Source organism: Paenibacillus sp. Y301 (assembly GCF_059445505.1).
Map to the genome: position 1 here is coordinate 274,568 of NZ_JCAIUL010000006.1, position 12,045 is coordinate 286,612.

The 12,045-nt window shown below is 38.9% G+C and carries 14 protein-coding genes; 4 read left to right on the forward strand and 10 right to left on the reverse strand.

The window, feature by feature from the left end; genetic code table 11:
* Positions 1-152 precede the first annotated feature (152 nt).
* Genes rpsF through rpsR form a run of 3 tightly spaced genes read left to right on the forward strand, consistent with a single transcriptional unit; the run spans position 153 to position 1,263 of the window.
* Positions 153-437 (forward strand): 30S ribosomal protein S6, encoded by a 285-nt coding sequence (rpsF, locus tag AC1D69_RS13195; protein WP_495456612.1) that lies wholly within the window; start codon positions 153-155, stop codon positions 435-437.
* Positions 438-483: 46 nt separating this feature from the next.
* Entirely contained in the window at positions 484-969 is a 486-nt protein-coding gene (gene ssb, locus AC1D69_RS13200; protein ID WP_495456613.1) for a single-stranded DNA-binding protein, read from the forward strand.
* 21 nt (positions 970-990) lie between these two features.
* Positions 991-1,263 (forward strand): 30S ribosomal protein S18, encoded by a 273-nt coding sequence (gene rpsR, locus AC1D69_RS13205; protein ID WP_495456614.1) that lies wholly within the window; start codon positions 991-993, stop codon positions 1,261-1,263.
* A gap of 194 nt (positions 1,264-1,457) precedes the next feature.
* On the opposite strand, the gene AC1D69_RS13210 is transcribed toward rpsR, so the two are convergent.
* The 8 genes from AC1D69_RS13210 to AC1D69_RS13245 all read right to left on the reverse strand — a co-directional run bounded on the left by AC1D69_RS13210 (position 1,458) and on the right by AC1D69_RS13245 (position 9,623).
* Positions 1,458-2,432 carry an ABC transporter ATP-binding protein gene (locus AC1D69_RS13210; protein ID WP_495456615.1) on the reverse strand — a complete coding sequence of 325 codons (975 nt, stop codon included), beginning with the start codon at positions 2,430-2,432 and terminating at the stop codon, positions 1,458-1,460.
* Complete coding sequence (locus AC1D69_RS13215; protein WP_495456616.1) at positions 2,429-3,418, reverse strand: ABC transporter ATP-binding protein; 990 nt, start codon at positions 3,416-3,418, stop codon at positions 2,429-2,431. Before AC1D69_RS13215 ends, AC1D69_RS13210 begins: the two co-directional genes overlap by 4 nt.
* Before the next feature lie 109 nt (positions 3,419-3,527).
* Complete coding sequence (gene opp4C / locus AC1D69_RS13220; protein WP_495456617.1) at positions 3,528-4,451, reverse strand: oligopeptide ABC transporter permease; 924 nt, start codon at positions 4,449-4,451, stop codon at positions 3,528-3,530.
* A gap of 12 nt (positions 4,452-4,463) precedes the next feature.
* Positions 4,464-5,426: an ABC transporter permease gene (locus AC1D69_RS13225; RefSeq protein ID WP_495456618.1), complete on the reverse strand. Its 963-nt coding sequence runs from the start codon at positions 5,424-5,426 to the stop codon at positions 4,464-4,466.
* Between the two features lie 66 nt (positions 5,427-5,492).
* The gene (locus AC1D69_RS13230; RefSeq protein WP_495456619.1) at positions 5,493-7,244 is read right to left on the reverse strand and encodes an ABC transporter substrate-binding protein; all 1,752 of its coding nucleotides are present in this window, start codon (positions 7,242-7,244) and stop codon (positions 5,493-5,495) included.
* Between the two features lie 987 nt (positions 7,245-8,231).
* The gene (locus tag AC1D69_RS13235) at positions 8,232-8,438 is read right to left on the reverse strand and encodes a DUF951 domain-containing protein (RefSeq protein WP_495456620.1); all 207 of its coding nucleotides are present in this window, start codon (positions 8,436-8,438) and stop codon (positions 8,232-8,234) included.
* Complete coding sequence (locus AC1D69_RS13240) at positions 8,428-9,255, reverse strand: mechanosensitive ion channel family protein (protein WP_495456658.1); 828 nt, start codon at positions 9,253-9,255, stop codon at positions 8,428-8,430. Before AC1D69_RS13240 ends, AC1D69_RS13235 begins: the two co-directional genes overlap by 11 nt.
* Before the next feature lie 113 nt (positions 9,256-9,368).
* Complete coding sequence (locus AC1D69_RS13245) at positions 9,369-9,623, reverse strand: putative Se/S carrier protein (RefSeq protein ID WP_495456659.1); 255 nt, start codon at positions 9,621-9,623, stop codon at positions 9,369-9,371.
* A gap of 120 nt (positions 9,624-9,743) precedes the next feature.
* Here AC1D69_RS13245 and yyaC point away from each other — a divergent pair, with 120 nt between their 5' ends.
* Positions 9,744-10,352: a spore protease YyaC gene (yyaC, locus tag AC1D69_RS13250; protein ID WP_495456621.1), complete on the forward strand. Its 609-nt coding sequence runs from the start codon at positions 9,744-9,746 to the stop codon at positions 10,350-10,352.
* Here yyaC and AC1D69_RS13255 read toward each other — a convergent pair.
* A complete protein-coding gene (locus tag AC1D69_RS13255) occupies positions 10,327-10,827 on the reverse strand; it encodes a DUF4446 family protein (RefSeq protein WP_495456622.1) in 501 nt (166 codons plus the stop codon). The two genes, yyaC and AC1D69_RS13255, sit on opposite strands and share 26 nt — an antisense overlap.
* Before the next feature lie 57 nt (positions 10,828-10,884).
* Positions 10,885-12,033, reverse strand: a complete 1,149-nt coding sequence (locus AC1D69_RS13260) for an aminotransferase class V-fold PLP-dependent enzyme (protein ID WP_495456623.1) — start codon at positions 12,031-12,033, stop codon at positions 10,885-10,887.
* Between the last annotated feature and the right edge of the window lie 12 nt (positions 12,034-12,045).

Consider the following 12,045-nt stretch of genomic DNA (forward strand, 5'->3'; position numbering starts at 1 on the left):
AGAGAATCATGTGTCCATCTATTGGAAGTAAGGAGCCAAGCAGTCTTGCATATGACTTGGCAATTTGTTATAGTAATGTAGTGCGAGTTTAAACTCGTTCCTTGCTCCTGAGTAAGATCAGGGGCCGTGAGTCCATAAGGAGGTGAAAAAATATGCGCAAATATGAAGTGATGTACATTATTCGTCCAGACATTGAACAGGATCTAGTTCAAGCTACAGTCGAAAAATTCCAAGGCATCATCTCCAACGGTGGAGAAATTACAAAGCATGACGTAATGGGTAAACGCCGTCTTGCGTATGAGATCAAGAAATTCAATGACGGTACTTTCGTTCTAGTTAACTTCAACGGTACACCAGAAGTAATTAACGAACTTGAGCGTCTAATGAAGATTTCTGACGAAGTAATTCGTTATCTCATTACGAATGACGTAGCTTAATTCATTTCGGTTTTGTAGTTAAAACGCTTGAGGGAGGGGACTTAAATTGTTGAATCGTGTCATACTGATCGGCCGATTGACTAAGGATCCTGAATTGCGGTACACACCTTCGGGTGTTGCAGTAACGCAATTTACGCTCGCTGTAGACCGTCCGTTTACGGCTCAAGGCGGGGAGCGCGAAGCGGATTTCATTCCGATCGTTACCTGGAGACAACTTGCAGAGACTTGCGCCAACTATTTGCGTAAAGGCCGCTTAACAGCAGTTGAAGGACGCATTCAAGTTCGTAATTACGAGAATAACGAAGGAAAACGTGTATACGTTACTGAAGTTATTGCCGATAATGTTCGATTCTTGGAATCATCAAAAAGCGAAAGCGGAAATGGTGGAAATAGCAGTGCTACGCGTGAAGAACCTTCTTATGGAGGCGAAGGACGTGGAAATCAATCCTCTCGCAATAAAAACAACAATCAGGATCCTTTTTCCGATGACGGAAAACCGATAGATATCTCGGATGATGATTTGCCATTTTAACAACGGAAAGGACTGACTAGCATGGCTTTTAAACCAAGAGAAGGCGCCGATAACGATAAGAGACCGGCACGCCGTGGTGGACGTAATAAACGTAAAAAAGTATGTTTCTTTACTGCCAACAAAATTACTCATATTGACTATAAAGATACTGACTTGCTCAAGAAATTTGTTAGCGAACGTGGAAAGATTTTGCCACGTCGTGTAACAGGTACTAGTGCAAAATATCAACGTGCTTTGACTATAGCTATCAAACGCTCACGTCAAATCGCATTGTTGCCATATACTACTGAATAGTAGTTCATATTGGTATCATAGAAAGACGATCTCAATTTATTCGTAAATTGAAGATCGTCTTTTTATTTTTCTTTAATGTTATACATATACTACCTCCTTTATACCTCACCTTCACGAAAAAACCGCTAGGATCATACATCCTAACGGTTTATTTCTATATAAAGATTATATTGAGTTATTCAAAGCACTATCTTTTAAACAAAGTGACAAGCAACTAGATGTTCGTTACCTAGACTACCTACATCACGATACTCCGGCACTTGTTGCTTACAAATATCTGAAGCTATAGGACACCGTGTATGGAACTTACACCCAGATGGTGGATTTGCCGGACTCGGTATATCCCCTTGAAGAACGATTCGCTCTCTCTTCAACGTCGGATCAGGAATGGGTATAGCAGACATCAATGCCTTAGTATAAGGGTGTAGTGGATTACGGAATAACTCTTCCTTACTACACATCTCTACCATAGCACCAAGATACATAACCCCTACTCGGTCACATAAATGCTCTACCACACTTAAATCATGGGAAATGAACAAGTACGTTAGTTGCTTTTCACGTTGCAAGTCACTTAGCAGGTTAATAATCTGAGCTTGGATAGAAACATCTAGTGCAGATACTGGCTCATCTGCTACAATAAATTCCGGATTCATGATCAATGCGCGTGCAATCCCAATACGTTGTCTCTGTCCACCAGAGAACTCATGAGGAAAGCGATCATATTGATAACTAGCAAGACCACAGATAGCCATAGTCTCCATTACGCGTTCCCGTACTTCCTTAGGATTGGTAACTCCATGATCATAGAGAGCTTCTCCAATTGCATGTCCGACCTTAATCCGAGGATTCAATGAACTGAAAGGATCTTGAAATACAATTTGAAGCTTCGGACGTAAACGACGCAGTTCCTCTTTAGGCAACTTATACAGGTCTTGGCCTTGAAATAGGACCGTACCATCCGTCTTTTCGTTCAATCGAAGAATGGTTCTTCCAATTGTACTCTTTCCACAACCAGATTCCCCTACTAAGCCAAATGATTCACCTTTATGAATACGAAAAGAAACATCATCAACTGCCTTAACATGGCCTACTGTACGTTGAAGGATCCCACCAGTTACGGGGAAGTATTTCTTCAGATTGTCTACTTGCATTAAGACTTCACTCAAAGTACTTCCCTCTCTTCTTCATATAACCAGCAGGCTGATTTATGGTTCTCATTATCGTGTGCTCTAAATGGTGGTTGCTTCACCTTACAAATATCCATGCAAAATTCACAACGATCGTGAAAGTGGCAGTTATCTCCAAGATCAATAGGATTCGGAACTTGACCAGGTATAGAATAAAGACGCTCTTGCCTCTGATTAATAATAGGCTTGGCTTTGAGCAAGCCTTTGGTATATGGATGCTGTGGATCTCGGAAGAGCTCCAAGACCGGTGCTTCTTCAATCACCTTACCTGCATACATAACAACAACATAATCAGCCATCTCAGCTACTACACCTAAGTCATGTGTAATTAACATAATAGAAGTATTGAGCTTATCTTTAATGTCTCTCATCAAATCTAGAATCTGCGCCTGAATCGTTACATCGAGTGCGGTCGTCGGCTCATCTGCAATAAGCAATTTAGGATCACAGCTTAGAGCAATGGCTATCATTATCCGCTGACGCATTCCACCACTTAACTCGTGTGGATAGGAATCAAATATTTTCTCCGCACGTGGAATACCTACGAGCGTAATTAATTCAATTGCCCGTTTCTTGGCAGCTTTACGATCTAATAGCATATGCAACATTAAGGGTTCACTAATTTGATGTCCAATGGAAAGTACGGGATTTAATGATGACATCGGTTCTTGAAAAATAACGGATATCTCATTACCACGAATTCTAGACATTTCTCTTTTATTTAATTTAAGAAGATCTCGACCTTCAAATACAATTTCGCCCCCGACAATTTTTCCATGTGGTGCTTCAACCAACCGCATAAGTGACATCGCTGTCACGCTCTTACCGCAACCAGACTCACCTACAACACATAACGTTTCGCCTTCACGAATAGTAAAACTAACATTATCTACAGCCTTAACCGTACCTGCTGATGTTTGAAAGTGTGTTTCTAAATTACGGAATTCTACTAAATCTTTTGCCATATTGCATCTCCCATCTTGAAGATATCGATCTCTTTTTACGAGAATCGATGTTGTTCAAGGAAGCAGTTCTCACTGCTTACATCTATCACCTATACTTTTATTACACAAATTATTTTTTTGATTTAGGATCCATGGCATCACGAAGTCCATCACCAATCAAGTTAATGGCTACCGCTGTGATCAGAATACACGTCCCTGGTGGAATCCATAGCCATGGTCTTTTGCGAAAATCAATCAAGTTGTTCGCCGCTGAGATCATGTTACCCCAAGATGGAGTAGGTGGAACGACACCAATACCTAAGAAACTAAGTGCTGACTCTGATAAAATTGCACTTGCAACACTAAGCGTTGCTGCAACGATAATGACAGGAACTGTGTTCGGGAGCAAATGCTTAAATATTTTACGTCTATCCTTTAAGCCTAGCGCTTCAGTCGCCTGCATAAACTCTTGTTCACGAAGCGTTAGAATTTGTCCCCGTACAAGCCGTGCCAGGGTTGTCCAGTTAAGAACACCAATAATGACCATTAGGAAATATATTCTTTGTGAAGGAGCAACTTTTAGATCAGATAAAACTGCTCCAAGAATGATAAGAATTGGTAGTGATGGAAGAGCCATAAAAACGTCAGCTACACGCATAACAATCGTATCAATAAACTTACCATAAAATCCAGCTAATGCACCCAATGTTGCACCGATTATAACTGTTATAAAGGTAGCAACAAGGCCAACTAATAGAGAGATTCGACCAGCCAACATCATACGAAGCAAAATATCGCGACCTAGCTTATCCGTTCCTAACCAGTATGTTCCATTAGGACTCAAATTCTTATGTTTCAAACTGTAATCAAATAGATTATGTGGTGACAATAAGGGCCCTATGAAACAAAGTAAAAACATGAAGACTAACATGATAAATCCAAATACCGCAAGCCGATTTCGTGTGAAACGACGCCAAGTTGACTTCCAAGGTGTTTCAACAGGTTTTACCTTGGTTTTTTTATTTTCTGTTATAGGCATAACATCAGCAGACAACGCAATCTCCTCCTACTTTAAACGAATTCTGGGGTCTGCAATTCCGTAGAGCACGTCGGCGAGCAAATTACCCACTAGGGTCAACATAGCTAGAAAGACAGTAAACCCAAGCATAAACGGATAATCTCTCATATTAATTGAATTAAGATAGATGTGACCGACACCTGGCCAAACAAATATTTGCTCCAGAATCATGGCTCCACCAAACAGTCCTGGAAGTTCAAACCCGAGTAGAGTGATTGCAGGAATCATTGCATTCCGAAATGCATGCTTGAAAATAACGGTCCGTTCTTTAAGGCCTTTAGCCCGGGCAGTCCGAATATAATCTTGTCGAATAACTTCGAGCATACTAGTACGGAAATACCGTGTTAATCCACCCGTATTCAACATAGTCAGTACCATGACCGGTAAAAAGCTGTGTTTAAGCACATCCTTGATGTAAGCCCATCCATCAGCATTTAACCCAGAAGTGATCATTCCCCCAACCGGGAACAATTTCACATCTAGTGCCAAGAACTTGATAAGCAACAGTCCTATAAAGAACGAAGGTAGTGACATACATACAAATACTAATAATGTGACTATTTTATCAAAAAATGAATATTGAAATTTGGCAGAAAATATACCGGTTACCATGGCTATAAACCAACTAAAAATCAAAGAAAAGAATCCGATTATAAATGAATTCCATACATACGTGTTAATAACAGTTGTGACGGGTTGCTTGTGCTGCATTGAATCCCCGAAATTCCCTTTAAGCATGTTTCCAGCCCATATGAAATAACGTTGATAGTCCGGCTTATCCAGTCCGTATATGGCTCTAAGTTGCTCTTGTTTCTCAATAGACATATTCGGATTCGCCCGAGCTGTAATGTAATCCCCTGGTACCATCGCTGAAATGGCAAAAATAATGATAGATATGCCGATTAGCGTGGGTATCATTTGCAACAGCCGTCGAATGATATATTGCTTCATTCCTATTCCCCCTGGCTATAAGTGGATATGCTCAGCTCTTATGAGCTGAGCATATCAGAACATACTTTATTGTTGCAATTCAACTTGATACAGACTGAAAGGGAAATCCTTGTATGGAGAGATATCGAAGCCTTGTGCTCTAGCATCAACAGCCGTCATATTCGTTCTTTGATACATAAAGATTACAGGAATATCCTTGTTCATCTCTTGATACATTTCTTTATAAATGGTTTTACGTTTTTCTAGATCCATTTCCTTCTTACCTTTTGCCATCAATTCATCGACTTTGGCATTAGAATACCCAATATCATTTTGCGCTCCATCTGAAGTATATACTGTGTTATCAGGATCTGGTGTTAAGCCCCATGCTGCAAAGTACATGTCGAAGTCTCCAGCTGATTTCTTGTCAGTGATTGCATTAAAGTCTAGTGTTTCGGCAATAATCTCAATCCCTAGATCTTTGTAGTTTGTAGTCATAATTGGTAACAATGCTTCTACAACTGGATTGTCTGCAGTAGCCGAGAAGTTGATTTTGAATTTCTCTCCATCTTTCTCACGAATACCATCTGCTCCAACAACCCATCCTGCTTCGTCAAGCAATGCTTTTGCTTTTTCTGTATCGAAATCATACGTTTCGATATTCTCATCCGTATATGCCCAAGATACTTTCGACTCAGGGATGTTAATAACATCAGCAAACGGTCCGTAGTAACCCTTCACGATATCCGAACGATTCAACCCATAAGTAAGTGCTTGACGTACTTTTGGATCTTGGAATTTCTTAAGCTTATGGTTAAACCCAACGTATCCATAACCATTGTTTGGAAGAATGTTAATGTCTAGGAATCCTAATTCCTTCAACGCTTCCACATTATCTTCAGAAACAGAAACTTCGTCCATGTCTGTTTCACCAGATTCTAACATTGCCATTTTCGTTGAATCTGATGTTGTCTTGAAGATGACATTCTTAATCTTTGGAGTTCCTTTGAAATAGTTAGCATTAGATTCCATTACGATTTCTTGTCCTGCTTTGTAACTTGTAATCTTATATTGTCCACTACCAAGTGGTTTGCTGTTCAATTCTTTTACAGAAGACAAGTCACCTTGTTTGTAGCCTTTTCCGTAGTAAGACTCAGGCAAGATATACTGAGTTCCCAATTCAACTGGAGACAATGCAGAATATTCTGTCAAGCTTACTTCTACTGTTAGATCATCAATGACTTTGATACCCGAAATATCAGCTGATTTACCATCGTAATATTCCTGAGCACCTACGATATGATAGCTTAGTGGATCAGATTCACCATCGTAGCTCTTATCAAGGTAAAGTTTCATTGTAAACAAGTAGTCGCTAGCTTTCATTGGGCTACCATCAGTGTAAGTAATACCTGGTTTGAGGTGGTAGGTATATTTCAAGCCATCCTCAGATACATCAACTTTCTCTGCCAGACTGTTTTCATAGCTTCCGTCAGCCTTAACTGTAATGAAAGAATCAAATAATGAATAGTTTACATAATAGTCATAAGCCGTTTCCATAAACAGTGGGCTGAATACCCCTTTTGGATCTGTCATACCTACAATCAAAGTATCTTTGCGGTTCTTAGCTAGCTCAGGAATAAGAGAAGTATCCGTTGCTTTAATTACCCCAGTAGTTTGATCCTCAGCTGGTGCTGTAGGTGTTTCTGTTGTTGGTTCCACTGCATTCGTGCTGTTCGTTGGCTCCGTTGGTGCAGCCTCTTTGTTGTCCCCACCACATGCGGAGAGTACCATTGTTAGTGAAAGCAAAAGTACTATTGCTACATTCTTTTTCTTTGTCATGCAAAATCTCCTCCTTTTAGTAATTTTTAATATATATTATGAAGATAATATATCCCACAAATATTATTAACCCGATGGGTTAAATGTAGTTAAAACTTGCAATAATGACCACAGGTCAATTTTAAGAACTGCTTACCCAATGTGGGATTATATATGTGAGGTATATTAACATATTCAAATCAATTTAATTAATAATATAACCTAATTATCAGAATATTCCAAGCATTTTATATTACAATATGTTTATGGATGCTTAAACATACAATAAAATCAATCAAAGAGGTTAATCTTTCACTACTTTTTTGTTATCTAATCTACTCATTTGTGTTAGAGATCAATAACATCATTAACAATAATCCCTATTTTGCGAGTCACCCTTTTTATGTAATGATTAAATTTTATATTAACTTTTTATTGTTATCCCTAGTTAGCCTTATAGTCAGTGGTTATAACGGACTGTTATGCTTTACACACCAAAGGCACCTCGTGTTGGTGCTCCTCAAAGATCACAATCATCACTTTTCTTATGTTGCATTATTTAGTTTCCGAATTGGCCTTTTTTTGAATTCAATTTCATAGATTCTTTTATTGTATAATTTTACCTTGTACATGGTTGTTATTCAACACTTTTTCCATTAGTCGTTTCAAATATTCTATAACTTATTTTGTGAATTTAACACTTATTTTTTTTAACAATCTATTAGGCTCATTTTATATGTGAAAATAAATTTCTATGTATTTATATGTACTATAATAAATATAGCAATACCTGACACATAAATTACGTATAATGTCGTATATATTTTTTTATTATAAGATTTTAGCTTAATATTTACGTAAATATAAAGCATACGCATGTGTCTGTATACTTTATTTAACACGTTTTGTTATTTTTAATTTAATTCTAACAAAAAAACCTCCTACAATTAAATGTAAGAGGTCTAATAGAACCAAAGTAAACCATTCAAAGAAAACCCTATATTGTCTTTATACCTCAGGTGGCAAATTGGAACGCAGGACCTTTTTCATGTTTTTTTCAAATTTCACACGTGGAATAAGTACGCTATGCTGGCACCCAACACACTTAACTCGAATATCCATTCCCATACGGATAATCTCCATTTCATTACTTCCACAAGGATGTTGCTTCTTCATCTGTACGATATCCCCTAATTGAAATATCTTACGTTCCATCTTCAACCCCCCCTTTATCTTCAGTCGTCGCAGCATGTTCAACCCTAGCTAATTGAAGTGCATCTTCTTCTTCAAATATCTGCTTAATTCCCATTTGAATATCACGTTCTACCTTATCCCGTGTGTTCGGTAAACAATCTGCTACAATCCGAATTGCATATTCACTTGTATTTAATGATTGTACACCTAACACATTTGCTGTTGAGATCATCTCTGCACTACTCTTCTGAATATTGTCTAGCGCATGTTTAATAAGTTCTATAGTATCTTCGAGATTACGTTCATTCTTAATAGGAATATCTACAATAGCTAATGCATTCGATAATGAGAAATTTGTTACAGTGGCGATGGCACCATTAGGTAATATGTACACTTCGCCCGTAAGGCTTACGATCCGAGTCGTACGAATTCCAATCATCTCAACAGTACCTTTGAAGGTACCTGTCTGGATTACATCTCCTACTGCAAATTGATCCTCTAATATAATGAAGAACCCTGTAATTACATCCTTTACCACGCTCTGTGCCCCGAACCCTATTGCTAACCCTAGAACTCCAGCTCCTGCAATAAGTGGTGCAAGGTCGAAGTTAAATTCCGATAGAACAATTAGGACCATAACAAAATTACAAGCAACCGAGGTTACGTTCTTTAACAACCCACCTACTGTCACAAAGCGACGTGGATTCATTCTTAGCTTACTATTTTCCTGACGAGCTAATGTTTGGTCGATTATTTTATATACTACCTTAATAATTAAACGAGTTAATAGGAATATAACTATGATTCTTATTGCTGCAAATAGAATAACCAACCACATATCCGTATCCGTTAGCCATTTCCATGCTATGTCTTTAAATTTAAGCGCCTCCTCTATGACTGCCTGCGGAGTTTCAGGTTCATTGCCCGAATTCTGCAAGATATTCCGCCCCCTTACATCTCGATGATTTCATAGTGCTCTAAGTTGTTTTTAATAAAGATTCCCCGAATCTCTACCTTTTCTTGATTAATGATATCCCACACGACTAGCAAGTCCCTCTTTGGAAAAAGAATGGATAATGCACAGCCTGCAGTAACATCTTTAGGTGTAGGAAATAAGTCAATCTCAATCTCTGCATACTCTAGTAACATTTCAGCCCGCAGTGCCTGCTGAGTGGAATCAAATGCAATGAGAAGCCATTCCTCCATCATACAGCCCCCTGTGTTGTATCTTCCATACGTTATAATTTCCAACATTGGATTTTGAGTATAAATAATGATTTTCATCCATATACTAGTACTACTATCCGCATACGAAAGGAAGATCTTATGAGTCCTGTGACCAATCCATTCTCACAACAACAGCAACCTTCTTGCTTAAAAATACCACATACCGATCCTGAAATCCATTCCGCTATCATTCATCGGTTGTTGTTTCATTTAGCTCAAGTAAAAGAGGGTCAACCTGTTATTATTGTATGCATAGGAACAGATCGATCCACAGGGGATAGTCTTGGTCCTCTTGTTGGTACTTCTCTATCTCGGTATAAAAGTCATCTCTTTCGTATATACGGCACATTAGATGAACCTATCCACGCTGTTAACTTGCAGGAAACCATATCTTCTATTAACGAACTCTTTCATCAACCTTTTATTATTGGTATTGATGCCTGTTTGGGTCAATCCTCCAGTATAGGTTGTATACAAGTGGCTGATGGTCCTCTGAAGCCTGGAGCTGGGGTAAATAAACAATTACCGCCGATCGGCGATATCCATTTAACTGGCATCGTTAACGTCGGCGGCTTCATGGAATATTTCGTATTACAAAACACACGTCTAAGTCTAGTGATGCGTTTGTCTGAGATTATTGCAACAAGCGTCTACTCCGCCATTAAGGAGTGGAAATCTCACTCTACATTTTTTGCTTTGCGAGAGTAATAGCTTCCTTCTCCTCTGTTGATAAGGAGTGCTTAGAATCACCTTGCTCTAGCGATTTAGCATAGATATAAGAATTATCTCTATTATAGATAGAAGTAAGTACAACTCCATCTAATCGATCATCTAATATTGCTACAGAGAAGCTTAAGTCACTACCTCTCTCCCCAAATGCATTGTATCGAATAAGACCAACGTGTCCTTTTACAGCTTGTAGTTTATCTACGGTACTCTTGAGCAGTTCTCGTTGTTTCTTTTGATCATCTTCCATACTATCCAGTTGGACCTTAAGATCGATCAGGAGTGACTCTAAGTTCTCTACACCACTACCAGACATCATCAATTCGTATCTCTGGCGTAGTTTGGTTAACTTAGATAATTGAGTAAACATCAGTATCAACAACAATAACACCACAAGCACGATAACTCCGATAATCAAAGATAAATGTTCCAAAAATAAATCATTCAGTTCAGACATTGATGTTTCATTCCCTTTCCTCTTCCTCAATCTTAGAATAGATCTATATTTAAACTTCTATCTACAAAGTTGTTTTACAGCCTTAATAAGAGTTTCAATTTCCTTTTCTGTCGTGTTGAATCCTACACTGGCACGTACCGCGCCTGTTTTTTCTGTATGAACAGCATAGTGCGCTAATGGGGTACAATGGAAGCCTGCTCGGACAGCAATGCCATATTCACGATCTAACTGAAATGCTAATTTTGATGAATCCAATTGGTCTACTACAAAAGAAACAATACCTGTCCGAGGTAATCCTGGATCAGGCCCTAATATAGTCATACCACTAATGTTTTTTATGCCACTTAATAACTGTTGCGTAAGATTCCACTCATGAGTATATATCCATTTAGGGGTAAGCTCAACAACTTTTTCTATCCCTACTCGTAAGCCTGCAATTCCTACCGTATTAGGCGTTCCTGCTTCATAACGATCTGGACGAACAGTAGGCTGCTCTTTCTCTTCAGACTGACTTCCTGTTCCGCCGTGTAGCAACGGTTCCAGGTCCACATGAGGGGCAATATAAAGACCGCCTGTCCCTTGGGGTCCTAACAACCCTTTATGACCTGGAAACGCCATTAGATCAATTTTCATGCGTTCTACATCTATATCGAGAATACCCGCGCTCTGCGCAGCATCTACTAAGAATATAGCCCCAGAATTGTGAGCAAGGTTACCTATTTCCTCTACAGGCAATATACTTCCCAACAAATTAGAACTGTGACTACAAATAACCAGTCGAGTTGATTGTTTCAAGGCTTCCTTTATATCAAGAAGATTCAATTCACCTTTCCCATTAACTCTTACATAATCAACAGTAATTCCGAGCGTTCTCTTTAAATATTCTAAAGGGCGTCGAACAGAATTATGTTCAACCATCGTGGCGACAACGTGGTCTCCCTCTCGCAGCAATCCCTTTATTGCTAGATTCAAAGCCATGGTGGTATTAGATGTAAATGCAATGTCATTAGCATTATTTATATGGAACAATTTAGATATTCCCATTCTGGTCTCAAATAGCACACGACTAGCCTTTACAGCCATCGCGTGGCTTCCTCTTCCAGGATTGGCCGCTGACTGTTGCATAGCGAACTGCATCGCATCCAACACACCAGGAGGTTTAGGCCAAGAGGTAGCCGCATGATCTAAGTAAATAACTGAATCCATACCTAACCTCCT